The following is a 25,092-nucleotide window of genomic DNA, read 5'->3' as shown; positions in this document are numbered from 1 at the left end:
TAAACGACAGCAATACTATGCTTCACTGCAGGGGGCTGCATAAGGTCGAACATTCTTGAGAATAAAGTGTAAACCAATATTGACAATATCACTATCGGACAAATCACATGGGTTATAACAGCTCGTTATTTAGATAAGAAAATGTAGTCTTTTGAAAGGTGGAATTAACAATGAAGAAAAAATTACCATTTATCATTGAAATTATTATAGGCATAATCTTTATATGTTTTGGATATTTCGTTATTGATACTGACTACTACTCTACACTTTTTTATGCAATAGGGCTTGGTTTAGCTTTTGCTTCTGGTGTTCAATTATTGAAAATTTGTTATTATGAAATGCCAAAAAATAAAGAAAAATTGGAAAATATAAATAGAGAAAATCACATCAATAATGTTGATGAAAGAAAAGTATTTTTAAGAATGAAAGCTGGTTCTTTAGTGTATCAGATAATGACCTTCGTGTACTTGTTTGTTGCGTTTGTATTTGCGTTACTTCATATTGAAGCTTGGATTATAGGAGTTATCTTTGGGTTATTCCTACTGCAAACATTTTTAGGGATTGTTCTGTATAAACATTTTGAAAAACATTTTTAAAACATTCGCTAAATTATGATGAGGTAATACTATGATAGGACTTAAAAAACGAGATATTAAAAAAGCCTTGAAAGCAGGAGCAAAAGCTGGCGGTGTATCATTGGCTGATGTTCGGGCGGATATTGAAGCAACGATTGATGAAGCTATGAACAGCACCGACCCAGAAGTGCAGGCAAATTTCAAAAAGTATTTTGGAAAAAAACGCCCTACGCCAGAGGAATACATTTATACCATTACGAAAAAGACAACGGTAAAATTATAATAAAAGGGTCGTGGAAATGCTTCACAGAATTGTGATCTGCATTATCACGGCTCTTTTACTCTCTGTTTACTTTCAAAACTGTAAGTGTAATTGAATACTGCCCTTGCTATAATTTAATTGTATTCCAAAACAAATAAATGTGGCAGGAAGAAAGGAGCGATTTTTAATGGAACACATTTTAAATTTAGAGCAAGTAAAAAAATACTACGGGGGTAACTCTGGAAATATCACAAAGGCAGTAGACGGTATTTCTATGTATGTAGATAAGGGCGAATTTGTCGCAATCATGGGAGCTAGTGGTTCTGGAAAGACTACCCTATTAAACTGTATCTCTACGATTGATACTGTAACCAGCGGACACATTACAGTCAATAATCAAGATATTACCAAAATCAAGGATAAAGATTTTGCTGATTTCAGACGTGAAAATCTAGGGTTCATTTTTCAAGATTTCAACCTTTTAGATACTTTAACGATTGGAGAAAACATTTCTTTATCATTGGTTATCAACAAACAGAACCCTACTGATATTGAGAAAAGAGTTCATGCTATCGCCGATAAATTGGGTATTCGTGATATTTTATCGAAATTTCCTTATGAAGTTTCTGGCGGACAAAAACAGCGTTGTGCTTGTGCTAGAGCCTTAATCAATGAACCGAAACTGATTTTAGCTGATGAACCGACGGGAGCTTTGGACTCAAAAGCTTCCAGATTATTACTGGAAACAATGTCTGAAATCAACAAGAAAATGCAGGCTACTATTTTAATGGTAACACATGACCCGTTTAGTGCGTCTTTCTGTGAACGTATTTTGTTCTTGAAAGACGGTAAAATATTCAATGAAATTTTCAGAGGGGAAAAAAGCAGAAAAGATTTCTTCAATGAAATACTGGATATATTAACCTTGCTCGGAGGTGAAGTGGGAAATGTTAGGTAAGTTAGCGTATAGAAATACAAAAAGAAATATTAAAGATTATTTGATTTATCTGATAACCGTTACTGCATCCTTTTCTCTTATATTTGCTTTTAATTTGGTGGCAAGTTCTGATGAAATTGTAAAGTTATGTTCCAGTATGGATGCATTTAAGAATTCATTGTTCGCTGTAAATATCCTTATTATTTTTGTGATATGCTTTTTGATCAACTATACAACGAAATTTATGTTTGAAAAAAGAAGTAAAGAATTAGGAACATATATGCTTCTTGGCATTAAGAAAAAAGAAATTGCCCACTTAGTTATAATTGAAAATATACTGTTGGGAATTTTAGCATTTGTATTAGCTATTCCTATTGGCTTTTTATTCAGCCAGTTTGTGTCGTTAGTAATTGTAAACTTACTGGGTATTCCAAAAACTCTCTTTATTTCTTTGAATTTTGTTTCTATTGGACTATTGATAATTTATTTTTTAACTATTTATGTTTTGGTTTTACTTAATCTATTAAGAAGAATAAGTAAAATGACGATACGTGATTTTCTTTACTTTGATAAACAAAATGAAAAGAAAATGTTCCGTGACAGTAAAAAAAGAAATGTCATTTTTGTTTTAAGTATTATTCTTGGTGCGATTTCTCTTTTTCTCTGGAATTCACGTTGTACTATGGATAATTTTAATAAGCAAGAAACACTTACCTATTTGATGGTAAGCGTAATCATGTTGATTATCAGCATTTATGGTATATCTACAACTTGTGCAGATATGTTCTTGACTGTTTTGTTAAAGAATAAAAAAATGAAATATCAAAATGATAATCTGTTTGTAGCAAGAACATTTGCTTCTAAAGCAAGAACAATGAGCTTCACATTTGGTACATTGTCTATGTTGATTTTAATTTCACTGCTGGCTCTGAATTATTCTAGTATCAACAAAGCTTCGTATGATATCAGCGTGAATTTAAATGCACCATATGATGTACAACTCTTTGATGATAAGCAGGTATTTGATGAATATATTCGAGTAATTGAAGAAGAATATACGATTGATAATACCATTGAGTACGACATTTATAAAGAGCCGAATCATCAGGTACAAAATTTTTTCCAATCAGAATATTATGATTTTGACCCAGTCTTGAAGTTAAGTGATTATAATAGATTACTAGAATTAAGAAAGATGCCGTTGCTTTCTTTAAATGATAACGAATACTATATAGTTACAAATAGCAAGTTTGCATATGAGGTTGAAGATAACAAAGATATTGAAACCATAACGGTAGCAAATAAAAATTTGAAATTAAAAGGATATGACACTAAGTCTTATTGGAACTCTATAACTAATACTGGCAGATTTGTTGTTGTACTTCCAGATAAATATGTTCAAGGACTTGAAGTATCAGAAAATCATTTGATTATAGATACAAAAGAAGATACAGACGCAGAATTAGAAAATAAGATAAAAGAAGATATGCAACATCAATTAGTAAAGGTTGATGAAAATGGAGAAATAAATGACGAATCGTATAGAGTAAACGTAAGAGGTGCAGAAATAGAACAACAAAAAGCAATGGTTGCAATAGTAGTCAGTCTGTTTATGTATATTGCATTTATCTTGATTTCCGCAGTAGGGACAATTTTGGCAGTTCAATCATTGAGCGACTCTACTAAATACAAATATCGCTACCTGACCTTGCGAAGATTAGGAATAAATGACAAGTCGCTATTTAAGACAATCAGAAAACAATTATTGATATTATTTTGTGTCCCTGCAATATCAGCAATATTATGTTCTTTCGTGATGATGTCGTCATTGAATAATGTGTATCAACAAATTTTGGGAGATAAACACCTTTATCTAATGTACTTTGGCTTGAATTTAATTATCTTCTTCCTAATTTATAGTATTTACTGGATAGCAACGTATATCGGTTTCAAACGAAATATCAATGAGGAGAGTTAGATTTTTCTAGCTCTCCTGCTGTGGAATTATTATAATGGTAAATCAAGGGGGTGTGGAAATGAGAATAGCAATTATCGAAGATGATGAAATCACTCGTCTGGAGCTTTCTAAACTATTGAACACACAAGGATATGAAACAGTCTTGTTGACTAACTTTGAAAATCTGACAGAGGAATTAAAGCAATATTGCGTAGAGCTGGTTTTGCTTGATATTAACCTGCCGTATGAAAATGGCTATGAAGTATGCAGGAAAATAAAACAAGCTATGCCAGTACCTATTATCTTTGTAACAAGCAGAGATACAAATGCTGACGAATTGAAAAGTATTCAAGTGGGTGGAATTGACTTTATCACAAAGCCGTATGACACGCTTATTCTTCTTGAGAAGATCAAGCGTGCATTGCAGTTATCAAACCCGAATAATTTCCGTGAGCTTGTTAAAAAAGATTGTACCCTTGATTTACATTTATCTATTTTGAAGTATCAAGAGAAAAGCATTGAATTGACAAGAAATGAATTTCGTATTTTATACTACTTCTTTATGAACGAAGATAAAGTTATCAGTAAGGAAGAACTATTGGAAAAGCTGTGGAACGACAAATATTATTTAGACGAAAATGTATTACTGGTTAATATGACCCGTCTAAAAAAGAAAATGAAAGAAATCGGTATTGTTCATTTATTGGAAAATATACGAGGAAAGGGTTGGAAACTGTGAGCTTTTTTACATTCTTAGAAGAAAAAATAACAGAGATATTGTTTCAGCTTTTCTTTCTTGCCTTAGTAGCATTTCTCTTGATTTTCTACGGTGTAGATACGCTATTTGTTGTATTGCTGGTAATTCTGTTCATCAGCATACAAGGGCTTTTTCAATGGTGTTTGTATCGGAAGAAACGTAAGGCTTCGCAACATATTATTGATTTAGTAGACGGACTGGAAGAAACCTACTATATTGCAGATGTTTTACCAAAGCCAAAAGAATTTCAAAATGAAGCCTATTACTACGCACTAAAAAAAGCCTGCAAATCTATGAATGATGAAATCGGTAAAATCACAGAGGAAAAGCAGGATTATCAAGAATATGTGGAAAGTTTCGCCCATGAAATTAAAATACCGATAGGAGCATTGTCTTTGACGTTCGATAATACGAAAAATTACACGTTAAAAAAAGAAACAGACAAGATATTTCAGTTGGTGGAACAAATGCTCTACTATGCAAGGAGTGAAAATACGGAAAAGGACTATTTTGTAAAACAGTTGCAGTTAGACGAAGTGATACATAATGTCATTCTGAAATTTCGTCATTCACTTATGGAAAGGAAAGTAATTATCAATATCCATGACATAGAGAATGTTGTATATACTGATGAAAAATGGCTGACATTCATTCTATCTCAAATCGTGCAAAATGCGATTAAGTATTTTGACAAGCAGGAAAACAAACTGACGATATACAGTCAAGACAACGGAACAAATATACTGCTTGTAATTGAAGATAATGGCTGTGGAATAAAAACGTCTGATTTATCCCGTGTATTTGAAAAAGGCTTTACTGGTTCTAACAGAAACAAGGCAAATGCAACAGGTATGGGACTGTATCTATCTAAAAAATTATGCGATAGGTTGGGGTTGAAATTGGATATTGCTTCTACGGAAAAAGAATATACAAGACTGACAATTATATTTCCAAAAGGAACAGTTCATAATTTTTCAGAGTAATTTGAAAACCATGCCAACATTGATACGGTGCTTTAAGTGGGCTTGCATTATGGAAAGCTTTAAGTACAATTCTTTGCAATCAAATTCCACCTAATAGAACACTATTTTTTACAGTAATAGACGATTGAATTTAGGAGTGATACCATGATAGGGCTAAAAAAACGTGATATAAAAAAAGCATTGAAAGCTGGTGCAAAAGCTGGCAGTGTATCATTTGCTGATGTTCGGGCTGATATTGAAGCAACGATTGACGAAGCTATGAACAGTACTGATCCAGAAGTGCAGGCAAATTTCAAAAAGTATTTTGGAAATAAACGTCCTACGCCAGAAGAATATATTTATAAGCTTACCAAAAAGACAAAGGTTTAAATGTTTATCCCGCTTCCTGCGAAGCGGATTTGCAGTATAAACTATGTGATAGAACATTAAGTTTAAAAAATTACCCCACGTAACGTATTGCTTGTAACGCTACGTAATGACATAAAATGAAAACAGAAAGGAGGAAAAAGCTATGTTAAAATATACGACAGGAGAAATAGCAAAGCTTTGTGGAGTATCTGTTAGAACAGTGCAGTATTATGATGAACGTGGTATCTTAATACCTAGTGAACTTTCTGAAGGTGGCAGACGACTTTATTCAGAAGATGATTATAAAAAACTGAAAATCATTTGCTTTCTCCGTGATGCAGGTATTTCAATTAAAAGCATAGGAGAATTGTTATCTGAAAGTAATCCTAGCAGGGTTATTTCTGTTTTGCTTGAAAAGCAAGAGCAACTTCTTCAAAATGAAGTAAAAGAAAGACAAGAGCAACTTGCTATGCTAGAGGGCATAAAGAAAGCACTGAAAGGAATAGAAAATTTCTCTGTTGAATCAATCGGAGATATAGCTTATGCAATGGAAAACAAAAAGAAAATGAAGCAGTTACACGCAGTTCTGTTGATAACAGGTATTCCCCTAAATATAATTCAGTGGGTTAGTATTATTTTATGGATTACTACTGGAATACAGTGGTTATTTTGGGGATATATCTTGGTAGCGATTCCATATGCAATTTTTATAATACGATTTTTATCAAAAAGGATAGTATATATCTGTCCACAGTGTCATGAGATATTTAAACCTCATCTGAAAGAGTTTATTTTTTCAAATCATTCCATGACGCTCAGAAAACTGACGTGTACCAGTTGTGGATATCATGGTTTTTGTGTTGAAACCTATCGAGAGGAGGAAAAAAATAATGAATAATGTTACTGAATTTTTACCGTTTTTAGTACCGTTAGTAATCTCAGAATTAGCCCTGCTGGCGTATACACTTTATCATATTCTAACTCATAAGAGCTATAAAAGAGGTAATCGTACTTTATGGCTTATTGTTGTGATTGTTGGTATGCAATTTATTGGACCTATCCTTTATTTCTTGCTTGGGAAGGAGGATTCTTAACGTGGATATGCTTCGTATCACAAACTTAAAGAAACATTTTGGGGATAAAGAAGTTTTGACAGGGTTAAATTTATCTGTACCCGAACATAGTGTTTTTGGTTTTGTAGGGGAAAATGGTGCTGGCAAGACAACAACAATGAAAATAATCTTAGGGCTTCTAAAGTCGGACAGGGGTGAAGTATTTGTATCTGGTGAAAGGGTAAAATACGGACAAACTGCAACTAATCGTTATATTGGGTATCTTCCTGATGTTCCAGAGTTTTACTCCTTTATGACAGCAAGAGAATATCTTAGATTATGTGGAGAAAGTTTGGAAATGGGAAAAAACGACATTGAAAAAAGAAGTGATGAACTTTTAACTCTTGTTGGTCTTTCCAAAGAAAATCATCGTATTAGAGGGTTTTCAAGGGGAATGAAGCAACGACTTGGGATTGCACAAGCACTTCTTGGACGCCCCAAAATTTTGATTTGTGATGAACCGACTTCTGCACTCGACCCGATTGGAAGAAAGGAGATACTTGATATTCTACTTTCTTCCAAAAAACAGACAACGGTATTGTTTTCAACACATATTTTATCTGATGTTGAACGAATCTGCACAGATGTTGCTTTTTTAAATAATGGAAAAATAGCTATGCAAGGAGCAGTTGCCGATTTAAAAAATGTGTGTTCTTCACACGAATTTATTGTGGAAACAATAAAAGCAGACGACGCTGAATATCTTTCTAGTGTATTCACAGACGCTCAATTAACCGCAAAAGATACTCTTTTATTCTTGGGCGAACAATTTAAAATGTTTGAAGTGCTTGAATTTATTACAGAACATAAAATATTAATTTCTAAAATCGAGCGTGTTGAACCCTCACTAGAATCTCTATTTATGGAGGTGGTGTCAAAGTGAAATCGTTTATTGCTTTTTTTAAAAAAGAAATTTTTGAATGTATCAGAAGTGGAGAACTTACATTTTTCTGTATTCTGTTTTTGATTTTTGGCATTATGAATCCAGCAATTGCAAAACTTACGCCGTGGATGTTAGAAACGCTTTCTGATTCTTTGGCAGAACAGGGAATGATGGTTACAGAAGTTACAGTGAATGCTCTTACGTCGTGGACACAGTTTTTCAAAAACATTCCTATTGCGTTAATTGTATTTGTGTTTCTGTATAGCGGAATATTTACAAAGGAATATGAAACAAATACTCTTATACTTATTTTAACTAAAGGACTATCTCGCTATAAAGTAGTATTTGCAAAATTTTTTGTGATGTTTACAATGTGGACGATTGGGTATTTGTTATGCTTTGCTGTAACTTATGGATATAACGCCTTTTTTTGGGATAACAGTATTGCTGTTGGACTACTGCCTGCTATGGTACATTGGTGGTTGTTTGGGGTATGGATAATAGGTCTTATTGTTTTATTTTCCGTTCTTGTTAAAAGTTATACGGGAGTGCTTTTAGGGACTGGTGGCAGTGTTCTAGGTGTGTATCTTATTAGCTTTTTTCCTAAAGCTTGGAAATACACTCCGACTACTCTAATGGAAAGTGCTTCTTTGCTGATTGGTACTAAATCTATTGAAGATTATGGAATTGCAGTCCTTATAACTATTTTATTGGTCGTTATTTGTTTGATTGTAAGTATTACTGTAATGAATAGAAAACAGTTATAATGCTTAGACTTTCAAGTTATATTATTATATTACTTTTTGATGATTATTTATTTTAATTGGCATAGGTGGAAAAAATATGTGATTTGATTTTTATAACAGTTTCCTTTCAAAACTACACTAACATTATTAAGGTGCTTTAAGGGGGATTGTATTATGGAACATTTTAAGCGAAATTCTATACAATCATACACTACCTAACAGCTTTTTATTAAAAACTGAATATTTTATAGCTTTAATAGCTCGTATAAAACTATATGTTTTGTGCGGGCTTTTTTCATGCCTAAAAAAATTTTTAAATTTTTTCGGTTTCAACTTAGCAAATCACACCTGCCGTTCCCTATATGGTGCGGAAAGAGGGATAACCACTTTTCACGTCGTAACGGAAAGGGGGTGCGATTGATGAAACCGTCTGACTTCCAGAAAACAGTTCAATGCCGTTTTGAAAGTTGTTTGAAGAAAGTTGTCCGACATGTTGTTAAGGACTATCAGAAGAAATTAAAGCGACGACAAAAGGAAGAAACGCTTTTTTGTGAACTTCCAGAAATCGTTGTAGAAAGTCTGGCTGTCTGGGACGACTATGATACGGACTATACGATTTTCAATGTATGCGGTAGTGATATTCGTATTTGTGATGATGAACTGGCAGAAGCCTTGAAACATTTGTCTGAGCGTAATCGAGAAAATTTGCTGATGTATTATTTCTTGGAAATGAGCGATACCGAGATTGCAAAAAGACAAAATATTTCAAGAAGTGGTGTTTTTCAAAACCGACACAATTCACTAGAGCTTATGAAAAAAATACTAAAGGAGAAATGATAGCAAATGAAACACACAATGAAGAAGCCGTCCTACTATTTGCTTTCACAAGCAATGGACGGGGACGAAAAAGCGATTGAAAAGATACTGGCATTTTATGACCCGTACATATCAAAGTGCTGTCTGCGTCCACTCTATGATGAATACGGCAATGTTTATATTGTTGTAGATATGGAGTTAAAGGGACTCATCAGAGAAGCACTTATTAAAATGATTTTAGGGTTTGATATTGCCTTAGAAATCGAAGAAGAATAACAAGCAGTAACCGCAGAGCATGATTGGTTCAATCCCCTCTTTCCTGCTCTGCACCTGCTTTTACATGAAAGCAACACGCTTTCGCCACAGCTCTTTGACAACTGAATAAAGCAGACAGATACGTTTGTGAGATAGCGAGCCACGGGGACTGTACGCCACGACCTTTCCAAAAGAAAGCGAGCGACCCACGCAGTGATCCGAGAGCGACTGTTGGAAAAGTCGTTTTGCCATGACCTATCCTCACAGAATAATGATACGTCCGCATGGCGCGGTTCTGCCCACAAGAATGGGAATAGTTGAGATACTAATGGAGCTTTCCAAAGCCGTCTGTCTGCTTGTAAAAAACAACACACAGTAAAGGGGGTGCATAGATTATGAACAATACTGATGTGCCTATCTGGGAAAAATATACACTGACGATTGAAGAAGCGTCTAAATACTTCCGCATTGGCGAAAAAAAATTGCGTAAATTAGCCGAAGAAAACATTGACGCTGGCTGGGTTATCGTGAATGGTAACCGTATTCAGATTAAGCGAAAGCAATTTGAAAAAATCATAGATACATTGGACGAAATCTAATGTCATTGAGCCGTAGATATGGTATAATAAAGTATAGCGTATCACGGCTCATTCCATGACGGAAAGGAGCTTTACACTATGTCTAATGTGAAACGAAAAGACAGTAAAAATCGCAATTTGCGTAATGGAGAGAGCCAGCGAAAAGACGGAAGATACGTTTATAAATATACCGATATATACGGAAAGCCACAATTTATCTATTCTTGGAAACTTGTACCTACAGACAAGACACCTGCTGGAAAACGTGATGATATTTCATTGAGGGAAAAAGAAGCACAGATAAAAAAAGACCTTAACGACGGTATCGACACAGCAGGCGGTAAAATGACAGTCTGCCAGCTCTACGACAAGAAGAACAGCCAAAGAAAGAACATCAAGAGGGCTACTGAAAAGGGACGACAGTATCTTATGAACGCTTTGAAAAATGACCCATTGGGTATGAGGGCGATTGATACTGTTAAGCAGTCGGACGCTAAAGAATGGGCTATCAGAATGAGCGAAAAAGGATATGCCTATAAAACGATTGATAACTATAAGCGTTCCTTGAAAGCGTCATTTTACATGGCGATACAAGACGACTGTATCAGAAAGAACCCATTTGAATTTAAACTAAGTGATGTTCTGGAAGATGATACAGAGCATAAAGTTATCCTTACACCAGAGCAGGAAGAACGCCTGCTTGCCTTTATGGAAAAGGATAAGATTTACAGCAAGTATTATGATGAGGTTGTGCTTCTGTTGGAAACGGGACTTCGTATTTCTGAATTTTGCGGACTGACGACGCATATTGATATGCAGAACAAAATACTCAATATAGACCACCAGTTATTGAAAGACAGCGAAATCGGCTACTATATTGAAACGCCAAAAACCAAAAACGGAAAACGGGAACTTCCATTGACAGAACGGGCTTATCAAGCAATCCAAAGAATACTAAAGAACAGAGGAAAGGCACAACCGCTGATTGTAGGTGGTTACAGCAATTTTCTATTCTTAAACCGTGAGGGCTTGCCTAAGGTTGCAGGAAACTATGAGGGTATGGTGCGAGGGCTGATTAAGAAGTATAACAAATATCACACGGACAAGTTACCGAACATCACACCACATTCATTCCGACATACTTATTGTACGAATATGGCAAACAGAGGAATGAACCCAAACACCCTGCAATATCTCATGGGACACGCCAACATAACCATGACACTTGGCTATTATGCACACGGTACATTTCAATCTGCAAAAGCAGAACTGGAAAGACTGGCTTGTTAATATCGGAGCGTATATTTACTACTCATTTACTACTTTTGGTTGCATTTTCATGCTGGTAAATGCCAGCTTATGCAAGGTATCTTCCGAAAAGAAAATACCGATAAAGCCCTAAAATACGGGATATATCGTCATTTACCAACTTATGAAAAGATAATCAGAAATTTAGTAAGTTTTTTACAAAAAAACGAGTTAATAAACCACACACAACAGGGAGAGTCCATACGGTCTCTCCCTGTTCTTATCTGATATTCAGCTAATATTGATCTTATTACACTCTATCTTGAGCATTTGTACAGCAGATCTTCCCATCTTCTGTCTACTTCCTTCTGGAATGCTTCAATCAGGTACTCGTTGCCTGGTTTGAAGAGATGTTTGAATCTTCCCTGTTTCTTCAGGAATTCTTCTACCGGAAGCTTCTTCTTCGGCTCGTAGTTCAGGATCCATTTGCCCTCTACGACCTCAAACAGTGGCCAGTAGCATGTCTCTACGCCCAGCTTACAGATCTCCATGATATCCGGTGTGTTATATCTCCATCCACGCGGACACGGTGCCATAATGTTCAGGAACGCTGCGCCCGGTGTGTAGATTGCTTTTTCAGACTTGATGTGCAGATCCTTGAAGTTCTGAACAAATGTCGTCTGTGCTACATACGGAATGTCGTGGTCAGCGATAATTGCAGCCAGATCTTTTCTGTTCTGCGGCTTACCATTACTCTCACTTCCTACCGGTGTCGTCGTAGTGTCTGCAAACATTGGTGTTGCAGATGAGCGCTGGATACCTGTGTTCATGTAAGCACCGTTATCGTAGCAGACATATACCATGTCGTGATTTCTCTCCATTGCACCTGACAGAGACTGCAGACCGATATCATAAGTACCGCCGTCACCGCCGAATGTAATGAACTTATAAGTCTCATCCAGTTTGCCTTTTCTCTTCAGTGCCTTGTACGCACCCTCTACACCACTCATGGTAGATCCTGCATTTTCAAATGCATTGTGGATGTAGCTGTCTTCCCATGATACGTATGGGTATGTAAATGTAGATACTTCCAGACATCCGGTTGCATTACCGATGACTACCTTGTCTCCTTCATGAAGTCCGCGAAGTACGTTACGAACTGCGATCGTACCGCCGCAGCCTGCACACATTCTGTGTCCCGGAGCCAGACGTTCCGGTTTATTCATTGTCTCTTTGAAATTATAAGCCATTTGTCGTCCCTCCTTACTCTCTGATACCCATGTAACGATAGGTCTCGCCTGCATTATCGTTATCGATCATGGTCTGCAGATCTGCAAATACCTGTTCCATATCTTCTACGCGTACGTCACGTCCGCCAAGTCCGTAAATGATGTTAGTTGCAAGTGCTGTGCTTCTTGCACGGAACATTGCTGCCATCACATCAGATCCAAGCGGTCCGCCGTGGTTGGTGTATCCCTCAGCACGATCCATAACAGCGACTGCTTTGACATTTTTCAGTGCTTCTGCAATTGCCTCTGCCGGGAACGGACGGTACAGACGAATCTTCAGAAGTCCGACTTTCTCTCCCTGCGCTCTCAGCTTATCGATCGCATCCTTTGTTGTACCTGCTGCCGAACCGATCATGACAACTGCACGGTCAGCATCTTCCAGCTTGTATGCCTCAAACAAGCCGTATTCTCTTCCGGACATCTCAGCAAATTCTTTCGCAACATCCAGTACAACCTTCTCTACATGCTTCATGCCTTCTGCCTGATTTCTCTTTGCTTCCATATAGAAGTCTGTCACAGAGTAAGGACCGACAGCCATCGGACACTCTGGATTCAGCAGATAATTCTCCGGCTCATACTCGCCTACGAAGCCTTTGACCTCAGCATCTTCCAGCAGTTCAATATTCTCTACTGCGTGACTGGTGATGAAACCATCCTGACAGATCATAATTGGAAGACGTACATCCTTGTGCTCAGAAATGCGGAACGCCTGAACCATGTTGTCGTATGCTTCCTGGTTGTTCTCTGCATACATCTGGATCCATCCGGAATCTCTTGCGCCCATACTGTCGGAATGATCGCAGTTGATGTTGATCGGACCTGACAGTGCACGGTTCACCAGTGCCAATGCTAACGGCAGACGGTTAGAAGCTGCAATGTATAGTTCCTCCCACATATATGCCATACCGCAGGAAGATGTTGCAGTCAGTGCTCTTGCTCCTGCTGCGGATGCTCCGATTGCAGCACTCATAGAACTGTGCTCACTCTCTACTGGAATAAATTCTGTATCTACCTGTCCATTTGCTACGAAAGAAGCAAAATACTGCGGAATCTCCGTAGACGGTGTGATTGGAAATGCCGGAAATACATCCGGATTAATCTGACGAAGCGCGATTGCTACGGCTTCATTACCTGACAAACGATCTCTTTTTCCCATCTTATTTCACTCCTTCCATTGTAATTGCGCCGAATGGGCATGCCTTTACGCAAATACCGCATCCTTTGCAGTGATCATAATCAAATTCTCCACGTTTCATATCCTTGATCGGAATGCAGCTGTCCGGACAGACCGGTGCGCATAATAGACACTGCTTACATTTATCTGCGATAAATTCCGGTTTCACATGTGTCCATTCTCCTGTCATAAAGTCTTTGGAAGTACCCAAACCGGCAATTACCATACCTTCGGTCAGATCCTGCCATTTTGCTTTTAATCCTAATTTGCTGATATCTGTTGCCATTAGTGTACCTCCTCAAATGCCATTTCAAGAGCCTTCATGTTACCATCGATTACCTCCGGCTTGCTGGCAAATTTGTGACGGAAAGAAGCCTGCATCTCACGTAAGAATGTCTCTTTATCCATGATTCCTGCTACTTTTACGATTGCTGCCAGAAGCGGTGTATTCGGGAAATATTTACCAAGCGTTGCCATGGATACCTTCTTGGCATCGATTACATACACATCTCCCTTATAGCCTTTCAGATGCGGAATGATCTCTTCTTTGCTGCGTTCTGTGTTGACCAGAATCGCTCCATCTTCTTTTAATCCACTGGTCACATCTACCGACTCCAGCAGGGATTCGTCAACAACGACTACATACTGTGGGTCGTAAATGTTGGAATGTGAACGGATCACGGTATCACTGATACGGTTATAAGCTGTGATCGGTGCGCCCATACGCTCCGGACCATACTCCGGAAAGCCCTGTACGTATTTACCGGTCTGAAATGCTACGTCTGCCAGCAGAAGCGCAGCAGTCTTGGCACCCTGGCCGCCACGGCCATGCCATCTGATCTCTGTGTGGTTACTCATCTTCTTTCATCCTTTCTGTGTGTATTTACCGGATGATGCGGTCCGATGATATAAAATAAGATCCGCCCCAACTAGGGACGGATCTTTCTAATCTTCTATCTTCCGCAACCACCCTGTTCTAACAAACAAGTTGTCTCGCGCACTAACATACGCAATTCCTGTAACGGGAAACGCCCGTGGAAACTTACACTTACTTCAGTCTCCATTCTCAGAGATGATCTTCAAAGTGGTATCTTCACTGTCTCGCACCAACGACAGCTCTCTGTAGAACATATCCGTTCTTCTACTCTTTCTCTTCATAGAATTTAAATCACAAATCAAATTTTAGAGCGCAATCTGTTTTACGCTTAATGTGATTTTATCCTATTTTTTCCAGTACGTCAATTACTTTTTTCGTCGCTTTTGAAAGAAATGTGACCATCCAGATACTGATAATAATTCTCGTGCAATACCATCTCGGATACACTGAATTTATCATAGACGACTGCCGACATCTGATCCAGATATTCCTGCGTCACTTCCTCATCTGTCAGCGGCGTTACCGAACCATTGACCGCATTGTAGATGCATTTCCCGGAAATGAAGCTGCGATTCGGGAAGCATACAAGCTGCTCACTGTCTGATAAAATATCCTGCCCAACCATCAGACGGGAATCATATTCCAGACCCAGCAGGTTGGAAATAGTCGGAAGTATATCTACATCGTAGCAGTATTTATCCACCTGCACCGGCTCTTTCATGCTGCCGGACCAGATGATCAGATCATTTTGATACCACTCCACACCTGGATCCAGTTCATGTCCTGCCAGTTCATCACACACCGGCTTATCGTCATATGGTATGTGATCCGCACCGAGTACGATCACCGTATGATCTGCAAGCCCACGGTCTTCCAGTTCTACAACCAGCGTCTCCAGTGCTTTTTCCAGTTCCAGCTGGCACGCCAGATATCCTTTTGTCGTCTCGGAATATGGAAGATCTGCCACCTGATCGTAATTCTTATATGCCATCTGATTGCTGTTCACATCGTACATCATGTGTCCGCTGACTGTCATATAGTATGTATGGAACGGCTCCTGATCCATGTACATATCCATACTCTGCAGCATCAACTGTACATCCGACTGCGGCCAGTAATCCTTGCCACTTTCGGTCTTCTCCGGCTGAAACCAGTTACCTGTTCCATACCAGTTGTATCCCATATTAGGATGTGACTTATCACGTCCATAATACGTATAATCATTGTTGTGGAATCCGTTCAACGTATATCCGTTTCTCTCCAGCTGTCTGCCCAGCGTAAAGAACATATTATTACCGTTCTCACCCGCTTCACGCATAGAGACGATCCCGTCTGTAGGTAACAATCCGGTCAGATTCGCATACTCGCCATCCGAAGTACTGCCATACCACCCCGGTGTATAATAATGATTGAACACAAATCCCTCGTTCTTCAACTTATACAGCATCGGAGTCCGCTCTTCATCGATCACATATCCGCTAAATCCTTCTGCTGTAATAAAGATCACGTTATATCCCTCAAACATGCCTGTGTACTCGTTCTTATTGGTACCGCTCTGTGCCTGAAAATACTGGGTCAGCTGTGTCACAGAATCATTCGGTGATGCTGCAAGGATTCCATCAAAATCAATATCCATGATATTCGGTGACGTATCGATTCCGCTATCTTTTCCATCCGCATCTTTCTTATCATTTTTCTTATCTGCATCATCTGCCACTGCCATCTGCAATGTCCGCATTGGTTTTCCTGCCACTTGATACCAGGCATCCAGACGATTTGTCGTCAATACACCAAACTGTTCCACTGTCAAATCTGTAGACACGTTATGATAATAGATATCATTCAAGCTGTACGGTTCCTGGCTCATACAGCCAAGGATCAGAATTGCTGCCAGATACATTTCCGCTGCTAATGCGATTCTTTTCATGCTTTCCTTCCAGGAATACTGTCGAAATACGATCACGTTCTTCCGTTTTCCGATAATCAGAAAGATCATCGGCAGCCACAACAGAATCAAACCGCCGATCGTCAGCAGAACGTTCTTACCGATCACATCCATAAAATCAAATGCCTGTCCTGCCACGCCCAGCATACTGAATAATGCTAGGAATTTCTGAAAAACGGATTTGTATACGATCTCAGCGCAGAAAAACAGACACAATACCGCCGTGACAACGATCGTCACAATATATGCTGCGCGTTCCCTCATTTTCCCGATCAATGCTCCGATAAGCACACCACCCATTACCGAAAACAGCGTCATAAAAAAGAAGCCGCCGGACAATGATCTGAATTCGTATATATGAAATACCATTTCCAGATATAAGATTACTATAGAAAAGTAAACGGGCATCGTTATCTTTCGTACTCTCATAATTGCTCTCAATTCCTCCTAATCATCTGCTTTCAAAGAAGAATACAATGCCACGCCAAGGATCACTGCTCCTCCGATCAATTCTCTCACAGTCGGAACTTCCCGCAGAAAAACAAATGCAAAGATGATTCCATAGACCGTTTCCATTCCTGATATAATTCCCGCCGTCTGCGCGCGCACACCCTTCTGTGCAGATACATATAATGAATATGCAATCGCCGTGCATACGAAACCAATAGCCGCCACACCTGCAATATCAACCGGTCTCCACTCCACTTTCACAAGCCACAGCGCAGGAAGAAGTACAATCGCCGCTGTTCCCTGCTCATACAGGCAAATGATCCGTCCTGTATATTTTTTTGAAAAATAACGGTTACCCAGCGTCATAATTGCATAGGTAAAGCTACACAACATTCCCCACAGAATTCCCACGGTCACCTTATTCTCCACAGAAAATTCCGGCACCGTAATATACACGCCAGCCAGCAGAATCACTGCGCTGATCACGCTCCTCGCCCGAAGCTTTTCTTTGAACACGACCGGCTCCATAAACGTCAGAAACAGTGGAAATGTAGAAAATGTGATCGTTCCGATCGCTACCGATGACACCTGGATTGCCTGAAAGAAGCTGGACCAGTGAATCGCCATGATCACACCGGTTCCGATAATCAATGCATAATCCTTTTTTGATTCCAGTGTCAGCTTGTCCTTCTTCACAAGCGATATTGCCAGAAGTAACAATGACGAACAAATGACTCGCCCCATCGCCACCAGCACAGCCGGAACCTGCACATACTGTGCTAGCACCCCCGAAAAGCCAAACAGCATAACCGCCACATGCAAAAATAAAATACTCTTTTTGTTATTTTCCCTCATCTTTTGCCTCACTCTATCAACATTTTTAAATCAATCTTTATGATTATACTCTGTTTTTTGACATAATAAAACACCTTTATATATAGTTTCAGCCCCATGATTAATCAAACAGTTTTGATTACTAATAAAACATGTTTGATTAATCATAGGGCTGAATACATATACTAATTATCGATTTCCAAACAGCATAACAATCTTATTTGATATATTCTTTCACATAAATAAAAAGCCATAAAACCTGAATTAACAAGTCTTATGACTTTTCATAATAGTCGGAGTGACAAGATTTGAACTTGCGACCTCTACGTCCCGAACGTAGCGCTCTACCAAGCTGAGCCACACTCCGATTCAAGAATCGGATACATATGATGTATCCGATCTTAGTAGCTACGGATAGAGGACTCGAACCTCTACTAACAGAGTCAGAGTCTGCTGTGCTGCCATTACACCAATCCGCAATAGTGTTTCGCATCAGCGACAAATATTATTATAGCAGAACTTTTCTAAAATGCAAGTACTTTTTTAAATTTTTTAAAATATTTCAAAAATTATTAAATCAGCAGCTCCTGCTCAATCTCCATCCCTTGTGTCAGGATGTCCTTTATCATATGATTCGTCACTTCCGGGTGACACATACCTTTCTTGGTTCCCTTTCGGTATGCATCACCGTCTATGATCTTAATCAGCTGCTGTATCAGTTCCTGTCTGCTTTCTTCCATCTTTCACGTCTTCCTTGCCTGCATTTCCTTCCATCATTTCCAGATACTGCCCTTTATCGATATGCATCATGGATATCTGATTCCTATGTCTGCGGAATCCATACACACTGTCCACATTGCGGATCAGTGACTGCAGACGTTCATCCGGCACGCACACAATTAACTGCAGTTCCAGTTCTCTCGCATAGCGCAGGCACACTTCGCTTCGCTCCTTATCCATCTTGGAAAATGCCTCATCCAGAAGCACCAGACGAATCCTTGGATCTCTGCTGCTCTGCTGCATGTACAGCATTGCAAATCCCGCAAGCAGTGCGACGTATTTCGGGTTCTGTCCCTCACCGCCGGAATCACGCCCCGCCATCTCATCTACCGAATTCTTCTTCACATTACCATGTTCATCTTCCACACGCTCATACATACTGAAGGTAAGGTAATTCCGATAATCGGCATATTTTTCCATCTCCTGCTTGTGCAGGCTTCTTTTCTGACCATCTTCATCCTTCGGTGGCATGAATTTCTCCGTCAGACGCTCGATCTGCTTCTCGTATTTCTGGTAAAATGTATCTTCCCCAAAGCTTAACTGTCCGTCAAAGCCGTCATTATCTAACACCTTGCTGTCCAGTTCTTCCGCCATCAGCATCTCATAGAACTGTCCGTTTTCATTATCCGCCGGAAGAATATCGATCTGATACGTACTGTCCGAGAAACGGATACGGGACAGCATCCGGTTGATCTCTTTCCGGTGACGGTATGCCGCCTTGATCTCCCCGTGAATGGTCGCAATCACATTTTCCCGCAGGGAATGATATACCAGCAGATACTGCTTCTCGAATTCTGCCTTAAACTTCGGCTCATAATCCTGCTGAAGCTGATCCAACACCTTGTCATACACATCATTGTCATGCTCCAGACTGGTAAATCCATACGCCGGATATTCATTATTAAACCGGATTCTTGCAGAAGTCCGTTGGTCGCCGGCTGATTCTTCCTGTGCAGACAGCTTCGCAAGTAATTCTGTATTTTCCCGTCGGTACGCCTGCTCGGTGCGGTTCATGAGAACTTCTTTCACCTGCGCCAGAAGCTCCTGATTTGGCACAAATCCTTCCTGCAGCAGACTCAGACGTTCTTCATAACTCTTCTGCTCACTCTCAGCGATCCGTTTATCTCCGGCACGTCCGATCCGTTCTTCATTCACAGACTTGATCTTTCGTTCCAGGTCTTCCACTTCACGTTCCAGCGTCTCCCGTCTGACATTCAGTTCAGCAGTTCTGGTTCCGTCTTCCAGTTCTTTTAATTCCTGCTGAAGCTGATCCTTTTTCGCCAGATAACGCTCCAGCTCATCTGCTGCCCCGGCAAGACTTAATATCTGCTCCGGACTCTGGCTGAGTCGTTCAAATCGCTGTGCCTGATTCAGGGTATCCCGCATCTGAATATCTTCAATCTGCTCTTTCTGCATATCAAATACTTCATCTTCCAGCTCTTTTAACTTCGCCTTGGATACTCGGGTACCGATACATGCATAACGGGTATAATCCATTTCCCGGAGATGTCTGAATATGTAATTACTATAAGAATAACAGTCCGGTGTCACGCCATCGCGCACCTGATGCAGTTCTTCTACCGTCTCACATTTATAAATGCGTCCAAGATATCTGCGCAGACACAGATCCACATACGCCTCTTCGCTGCGCACTGCTTCATAGAGTGTTCCCTCTTCTGCTTTCGGCTCATCGCGCTTAATCGCTGCCGTATTGATCAGATCAATCTCTTCATATTCCCTACGCTTCATCCTGCGGAAGATTCTCGCCGCATCCAGCGCATACTGCGGCTCCGTTACCAGACTGTGCTTAATCCTTCCAAGTCTTCCTTCGATAGCATTCTTCCATTTTTCATCCGTAATATCAAAAAGATCGCCGAATATCTCCACATGGATCGTTCGCCCGCACTGGCTGCTCAGTTCACTCTGAAGCTGAGCTCTGGCACTCTTTAACTCCTTACGATACGGCTTACGGTCATTTTTTAGATCCTCCACCATCTCCTGTTTCTCTTTCAGTTCTTTGGCAGTCTCTCGGATCCGTTCATTCAGATCAGCCAGTTCTTCCTCGATCAGTTCCATTGCCGCCTGAATGCCTTTTTTCAACTTCTCCATATTAGAAGAAGTCACTTCTCCGCCCAACACATCTTCCAGACATTGCAGGGTTGGATTGCTGATATAACCGCTGATATCTTCATCTTCTGCCCACTGAGAAAGTCCCGCACGGATTTCCCGCCACTGTCTGGAATTACCTGCAAGCAGCTGGATTGTCGTCTCCAGATCTTCCAGTTCTTTCTTCTTCACACCGTAATCACTTGCATGAAGTTCCGCACGCACTTCCACCAGTGCATCCGTCTTAATCTTTTTCTGCTGCTCCAGTCCTTCCTGCTTCTCCTCCAGTGCCTCAATCCGTTTACAGATGCCCTCCAGATCAAGCTTCTTCGCTTCCAGACGCACGCGGCAGTTCTCGATATCTAAGATACGCAGAATCTGTTCCGTGCGAATCTTATCTGTCTTCACCTGCAGAAGTTCCAGATTATGTGTGCGAATCTCCGACAGGATCTCAATTCTGTGCTCCAGATCTTCTACCCGCTCCTTGATCTCACGATACGCTCCCAGCTGTTCACTGATCGTAGACACCGTATCTTCCTTACTCCGCGGGAACATATAATCCTTGATAAACTGACCTGTACCATTGGTCATCCGCAGCGCAATGGCACTCTTTTCCATCGTCATAAACCGCCCCGGATCGATATATCCAAAGATCACATCATACAGTGTATTCAGATATGCTTCTCTGGATGGGTATACACGGTTCACATCCCCACGTCCTCTGTTATCATCTGAATTCTTACGCTCATCCACAAGCTTTCTGATCTGTCCGATCGTATACGGTGTTCCATCCTCTGTCAGGTATTTATCTTCCGGAATCTTGCCGGAATGGCTGAAAAAATGGTATCTACGCACATCGGTATCATTCTTTCCTACTTCAAACGCTGCTCCGATACAGGTCGTTACATTACTTCCCGTATCCAGAATCTCTAACACAAGCTGGGAACAGAAGTCCATATTCTCACGGTTTGCCGTGCCATCCTTCTGCGCACCCCGGAGGTAGCTCAGCACGCTTCGTCTGTTCTTCGCGTCATCCGCCGCTTTATTCAAAAATGTCGCAGCAATACTTCCATATAATACAACCTGCACAGCATCCATAACGGTAGATTTACCTGAACCGCTTTTCCCGCTGAACAGATTCACGTACTCATGAAATTCCATCACTTTATGACTGATACCGCCCCAGTTATTGATCACCATCCGGGTAAATATCTTCTTCGATTGTTTCATTTGCCGCTTCCTCCTTGTATTCCTCGATCAATGCATTCATATCCGAAGCAGTCACGTAGAGATTAATCGTGCTGTACAGATAGATCGGTGTCTGATCCTCCACATCTCTTACCGCTCCCGGGAGCTCGATCATCTGATGCTTACTCATCAGGTACAGTGCTTCCCGCCATTCTGCCACCGTCAGCTTCCGGTTCAACAGATTCGTATTCTTTCCATAGGTACGGATCTCTTCCAGGTTCGTCACCGTTGCTTCCAGTCCTTCTCCAAGAATCTTGTCACGATAAATGATCCTTGCAAGCAGTATAATAATCGTGGTCGTCAGGCTGATCTTCTCTGCCTCTACACCTTCCCCCTTCAACCTGAAAATGTGTTCCTGTGGATCATGCACCAGTTCACATCCAAGCACGGACAGATAATCTTCGATAAATCCCTTATGCCGGACACAGATCTCATAATCCGGATTATCCCTTGGCACCAACGTTACAGGATCATACCGCATCTGCACAATGCAAGTCTGCCGGAATAATTTTGATATTGTTTTCTTTAGATTATCCGCTTCCGTGAGAGATAATCCTTCCATATATGCAATCATTTTATAATCTCCTATCCGTTTTTTACTTTTCCCTGACAGTAAGTTCTGAGAACCGATATCCGTCTTTACTTTCCAGTTCTTTTCCTACCATAATCTCCTTATCAGTATCTGCCACTTCGGTAGCCTCCTGCCAGACAAAAAATAATTTTTCCAGGTCTTCTACCGACTGTATCGTCTCCTCTGTAACCGTAAATCTGCCATCCTCCTGATTCTTTCTCCGAAATTCGGCGATCTCCTGACTGGTATACAACGGTTTCAGCACAAAGGAATCCAACATTTCTTCTGTTTCAGCTGCCACCACTGCCTGCGGTGCAAATACATCCCGCTCATTCTCACGTCTGCGGTAAAGACTGCGATCGGTCATCACTTTATACCGTTCGGTAAGTCCCATACGATCCGCCAGTTTCATAAGCATCTCTTCCTGCTTTCCGCTCTGGTTCAGCAGATTCACAAGTGTCACCGTACGGTCTTCTTCCACAGCTCCTTCCATCAGGATATAGCGGATTCTCGCTGCTGCTCGTCCTGCAAATACCGTCTTCTGCTCGATCAGCATATTGTATCTCCGCTCAATCGCATCAAACTCCCGTTCAATACGATACAGCAGATCATTTGCTTCTTTGCTCAGTTCCAGCGCACGTTCCAGCCTCCGGTACTGTGGCGAAAGTTCATACAGCACTTCTTCTGCCTGATCCATATCTGCCCTCTTCTGCCCCTCGTATTCTGCCTTGCGGAGTAATATCTCCTGATAGCGGTCTTCATTTTCCACTAGGTTCTGATCAATCAGTTCCTTCACCGCTTCCTTATAACGGTAAAAGCTGTCTGTCGTCGTCAGAATCGCATACTTCTTACTGTCACTGTTATTGATTTCCTTCACCAGTACTTCCTGAATTCCGAGAAAACTTTTCTGTCTGGACAATTCATCAAAATAGCCGCGCATACTCTCCTGCATATTGGCAAGCATCTGCAGAAGCCCTCGTGATGTAGACAATGCGCTTTTCAATATCTCATTATTCTTCTCACGGTCGGTACTGTACGTATGAAGATAACTGTACACTGCCAACACACTCTCCCGCTCCTTATCACGATTATCACTGTACAATCTCTGGAAAAGCTCCACGAACTGCTGGCTGTATTCCGGAAATGACACCACGTAACTGTTCAGTGCTTCATCGTAATCCCGCTTCAGCCATCCCCAGTCCTCGAGATGCTTCAGACAGATCGATGCCATATTCGAGCGTGTCAACAGTTCTCCCTCCTCGTCAAACTGCTCCTCGCTCCAGTCCAGCGTCGTCTCCGCAATCCGCTCATTCATCACAGCACGGCACTCGCCCTCTGTCAGCCCCAGCAATGAAAATGACCTGCCGGATTCTTCGTAAATTGCTGTCAGAAACTGCTGGTAGTAATCCATATATTTACTTGCAAATAATTTATAAAATTCCCGCGGAATCTTATTCATCAGATTCATAAGTTTCTCCCTTTGTACACCGTAATTACATATATTTTAACATTTTCCATGAAAATATGCCACCATTCTGTAACTCCTCTCTTTATCCCTCCACACTCCGTCATCTGTCTATTGCCTCACCATCCCAAACCCGCTATAATAGGCATAGAAAGGGGCTTTTTATAATGAAAGGTTTTGAAACTATTATCGAAAAAAAAAGAGATTCCATTCTTCGGAACAGTCTGCTATCCGATGAATTTATTAATTTTGTACAGAAGAACAAACGTCCATTTGACGAAATGATGTCTTATTATAAGTGTGCCATTATGGAAGTAGAGACCAAATTCCGCGTGCTGAACGAACAGTATTCACTGGAGTACGACCGCAATCCAATCGAGGATATCAAAAGCCGTACCAAATCTATGGAAAGTCTGATGCGCAAGATCCGTCGCAAAAACATCCCACTGACAGTAGCCTCTATTGAGGAGAATATCCACGACATTGCCGGTGTCCGCGTGATCTGTTCTTTCCCGGATGACATCTATATGCTGGCAGACTGTCTGCTCAGCCAGGACGATATTACATTAATTAAGAAGAAAGACTATATCAAGAATCCAAAGCCGGGCGGCTACCGAAGCCTGCATCTGATCATCAGCATTCCAATCTTCCTACAGGAAGGAAAGCGCATGGTAACTGTCGAAGTACAACTCCGTACCATAGCCATGGATTTTTGGGCAAGTCTGGAGCACAAGCTCCGCTACAAAAAAGATATCCCGGAAGATCAGGCACATTATCTGGAAGAAGAAATGCTGGAATGCGCCAACATCAGTGCTTCTCTGGACGCACGCATGCAACATGTAAGGGATGTTCTGAACGGAACCTCCAAAGATGTATTTTTATAAAAACATTTTTTT

At 40.5% G+C, this 25,092-nt stretch carries 26 protein-coding genes, 2 tRNA genes and 1 other annotated feature; of the genes, 16 read left to right on the top strand and 12 right to left on the bottom strand.

Going from position 1 to position 25,092, the window contains the following annotated elements; translation table 11 throughout:
• Positions 1 to 170 precede the first annotated feature (170 nt).
• From OCV65_RS11955 to OCV65_RS11885, 15 genes are all read left to right on the top strand, one after another.
• The gene (locus OCV65_RS11955) at positions 171 to 596 is read left to right on the top strand and encodes a hypothetical protein (RefSeq protein WP_008393101.1); all 426 of its coding nucleotides are present in this window, start codon (positions 171 to 173) and stop codon (positions 594 to 596) included.
• Positions 597 to 627: 31 nt separating this feature from the next.
• The gene (locus tag OCV65_RS11950) at positions 628 to 858 is read left to right on the top strand and encodes a hypothetical protein (RefSeq protein WP_008393102.1); all 231 of its coding nucleotides are present in this window, start codon (positions 628 to 630) and stop codon (positions 856 to 858) included.
• Between the two features lie 166 nt (positions 859 to 1,024).
• Entirely contained in the window at positions 1,025 to 1,795 is a 771-nt protein-coding gene (locus OCV65_RS11945) for an ABC transporter ATP-binding protein (RefSeq protein WP_003061398.1), read from the top strand.
• Positions 1,785 to 3,752 (top strand): ABC transporter permease, encoded by a 1,968-nt coding sequence (locus OCV65_RS11940; RefSeq protein ID WP_055201492.1) that lies wholly within the window; start codon positions 1,785 to 1,787, stop codon positions 3,750 to 3,752. Before OCV65_RS11945 ends, OCV65_RS11940 begins: the two co-directional genes overlap by 11 nt.
• 58 nt (positions 3,753 to 3,810) lie before the next feature.
• Positions 3,811 to 4,470 carry a response regulator transcription factor gene (locus OCV65_RS11935; protein WP_009264385.1) on the top strand — a complete coding sequence of 220 codons (660 nt, stop codon included), beginning with the start codon at positions 3,811 to 3,813 and terminating at the stop codon, positions 4,468 to 4,470.
• Positions 4,467 to 5,471 (top strand): sensor histidine kinase, encoded by a 1,005-nt coding sequence (locus OCV65_RS11930; protein ID WP_007286197.1) that lies wholly within the window; start codon positions 4,467 to 4,469, stop codon positions 5,469 to 5,471. The genes OCV65_RS11935 and OCV65_RS11930 overlap by 4 nt, the downstream gene beginning before the upstream one ends.
• A 144-nt stretch (positions 5,472 to 5,615) precedes the next feature.
• The gene (locus OCV65_RS11925; RefSeq protein ID WP_055201493.1) at positions 5,616 to 5,840 is read left to right on the top strand and encodes a hypothetical protein; all 225 of its coding nucleotides are present in this window, start codon (positions 5,616 to 5,618) and stop codon (positions 5,838 to 5,840) included.
• Between the two features lie 142 nt (positions 5,841 to 5,982).
• The gene (locus OCV65_RS11920) at positions 5,983 to 6,717 is read left to right on the top strand and encodes a MerR family transcriptional regulator (protein ID WP_055201494.1); all 735 of its coding nucleotides are present in this window, start codon (positions 5,983 to 5,985) and stop codon (positions 6,715 to 6,717) included.
• Positions 6,710 to 6,913, top strand: coding sequence for a PLDc N-terminal domain-containing protein (locus tag OCV65_RS11915; RefSeq protein WP_008393108.1), 204 nt, complete (start codon positions 6,710 to 6,712; stop codon positions 6,911 to 6,913). The genes OCV65_RS11920 and OCV65_RS11915 overlap by 8 nt, the downstream gene beginning before the upstream one ends.
• Before the next feature lies 1 nt (position 6,914).
• Positions 6,915 to 7,814, top strand: coding sequence for an ABC transporter ATP-binding protein (locus OCV65_RS11910; protein WP_044929915.1), 900 nt, complete (start codon positions 6,915 to 6,917; stop codon positions 7,812 to 7,814).
• On the top strand, positions 7,811 to 8,581 hold the full coding sequence (locus tag OCV65_RS11905; RefSeq protein ID WP_055201495.1) for an ABC transporter permease subunit: 771 nt from the start codon (positions 7,811 to 7,813) through the stop codon (positions 8,579 to 8,581). The genes OCV65_RS11910 and OCV65_RS11905 overlap by 4 nt, the downstream gene beginning before the upstream one ends.
• A 399-nt stretch (positions 8,582 to 8,980) precedes the next feature.
• Positions 8,981 to 9,397, top strand: coding sequence for an RNA polymerase sigma factor (locus OCV65_RS11900; protein WP_015530205.1), 417 nt, complete (start codon positions 8,981 to 8,983; stop codon positions 9,395 to 9,397).
• 6 nt (positions 9,398 to 9,403) lie between these two features.
• On the top strand, positions 9,404 to 9,652 hold the full coding sequence (locus OCV65_RS11895; protein WP_002323370.1) for a helix-turn-helix domain-containing protein: 249 nt from the start codon (positions 9,404 to 9,406) through the stop codon (positions 9,650 to 9,652).
• Positions 9,653 to 10,026: 374 nt separating this feature from the next.
• On the top strand, positions 10,027 to 10,230 hold the full coding sequence (locus OCV65_RS11890) for an excisionase (RefSeq protein WP_004613735.1): 204 nt from the start codon (positions 10,027 to 10,029) through the stop codon (positions 10,228 to 10,230).
• Positions 10,231 to 10,308: 78 nt separating this feature from the next.
• On the top strand, positions 10,309 to 11,499 hold the full coding sequence (locus OCV65_RS11885; protein ID WP_008393114.1) for a site-specific integrase: 1,191 nt from the start codon (positions 10,309 to 10,311) through the stop codon (positions 11,497 to 11,499).
• 275 nt (positions 11,500 to 11,774) lie between these two features.
• Here OCV65_RS11885 and OCV65_RS11880 read toward each other — a convergent pair whose 3' ends face one another.
• The 12 genes from OCV65_RS11880 to OCV65_RS11825 form a co-directional block, all read right to left on the bottom strand.
• The gene (locus OCV65_RS11880; protein WP_262582232.1) at positions 11,775 to 12,707 is read right to left on the bottom strand and encodes a thiamine pyrophosphate-dependent enzyme; all 933 of its coding nucleotides are present in this window, start codon (positions 12,705 to 12,707) and stop codon (positions 11,775 to 11,777) included.
• Between the two features lie 13 nt (positions 12,708 to 12,720).
• Positions 12,721 to 13,902, bottom strand: coding sequence for a pyruvate ferredoxin oxidoreductase (porA, locus tag OCV65_RS11875; protein WP_262582231.1), 1,182 nt, complete (start codon positions 13,900 to 13,902; stop codon positions 12,721 to 12,723).
• A 1-nt stretch (position 13,903) separates the two neighbouring features.
• A complete protein-coding gene (locus OCV65_RS11870) occupies positions 13,904 to 14,206 on the bottom strand; it encodes a 4Fe-4S binding protein (protein WP_262582230.1) in 303 nt (100 codons plus the stop codon).
• Complete coding sequence (locus OCV65_RS11865) at positions 14,206 to 14,778, bottom strand: 2-oxoacid:acceptor oxidoreductase family protein (RefSeq protein ID WP_177999806.1); 573 nt, start codon at positions 14,776 to 14,778, stop codon at positions 14,206 to 14,208. Before OCV65_RS11865 ends, OCV65_RS11870 begins: the two co-directional genes overlap by 1 nt.
• A 70-nt stretch (positions 14,779 to 14,848) precedes the next feature.
• Positions 14,849 to 15,087 (bottom strand) — a binding site (T-box leader).
• 71 nt (positions 15,088 to 15,158) lie between these two features.
• Complete coding sequence (locus OCV65_RS11860; protein WP_262582228.1) at positions 15,159 to 17,171, bottom strand: LTA synthase family protein; 2,013 nt, start codon at positions 17,169 to 17,171, stop codon at positions 15,159 to 15,161.
• Between the two features lie 18 nt (positions 17,172 to 17,189).
• Entirely contained in the window at positions 17,190 to 18,047 is an 858-nt protein-coding gene (locus OCV65_RS11855; protein ID WP_262582227.1) for a DMT family transporter, read from the bottom strand.
• A gap of 272 nt (positions 18,048 to 18,319) precedes the next feature.
• Positions 18,320 to 18,393, bottom strand: a tRNA-Pro gene (locus tag OCV65_RS11850).
• A 41-nt stretch (positions 18,394 to 18,434) separates the two neighbouring features.
• Positions 18,435 to 18,505: transfer RNA gene (locus OCV65_RS11845), tRNA-Gln, on the bottom strand.
• A gap of 93 nt (positions 18,506 to 18,598) precedes the next feature.
• Positions 18,599 to 18,766 (bottom strand): hypothetical protein, encoded by a 168-nt coding sequence (locus tag OCV65_RS11840; RefSeq protein ID WP_262582226.1) that lies wholly within the window; start codon positions 18,764 to 18,766, stop codon positions 18,599 to 18,601.
• On the bottom strand, positions 18,726 to 22,142 hold the full coding sequence (locus tag OCV65_RS11835; protein WP_262582225.1) for an SbcC/MukB-like Walker B domain-containing protein: 3,417 nt from the start codon (positions 22,140 to 22,142) through the stop codon (positions 18,726 to 18,728). The genes OCV65_RS11840 and OCV65_RS11835 overlap by 41 nt, the downstream gene beginning before the upstream one ends.
• Positions 22,099 to 22,734 carry a DUF4194 domain-containing protein gene (locus OCV65_RS11830; RefSeq protein WP_118383577.1) on the bottom strand — a complete coding sequence of 212 codons (636 nt, stop codon included), beginning with the start codon at positions 22,732 to 22,734 and terminating at the stop codon, positions 22,099 to 22,101. The genes OCV65_RS11835 and OCV65_RS11830 overlap by 44 nt, the downstream gene beginning before the upstream one ends.
• Positions 22,735 to 22,756: 22 nt before the next feature.
• Positions 22,757 to 24,199: a Wadjet anti-phage system protein JetA family protein gene (locus OCV65_RS11825; RefSeq protein WP_262582224.1), complete on the bottom strand. Its 1,443-nt coding sequence runs from the start codon at positions 24,197 to 24,199 to the stop codon at positions 22,757 to 22,759.
• A gap of 164 nt (positions 24,200 to 24,363) precedes the next feature.
• On the opposite strand from OCV65_RS11825, the gene OCV65_RS11820 reads away from it, so the two are divergent.
• The gene (locus OCV65_RS11820) at positions 24,364 to 25,080 is read left to right on the top strand and encodes a GTP pyrophosphokinase (protein WP_262582223.1); all 717 of its coding nucleotides are present in this window, start codon (positions 24,364 to 24,366) and stop codon (positions 25,078 to 25,080) included.
• Positions 25,081 to 25,092: the final 12 nt, after the last annotated feature.

Origin of the sequence: Dorea ammoniilytica (assembly GCF_025567415.1) — a bacterium.
Lineage (GTDB): Bacteria > Bacillota > Clostridia > Lachnospirales > Lachnospiraceae > Claveliimonas > Claveliimonas ammoniilytica.
Note: the sequence above shows the minus strand (reverse complement) of the source record. Positions and strands in the feature narration are given on the sequence as shown.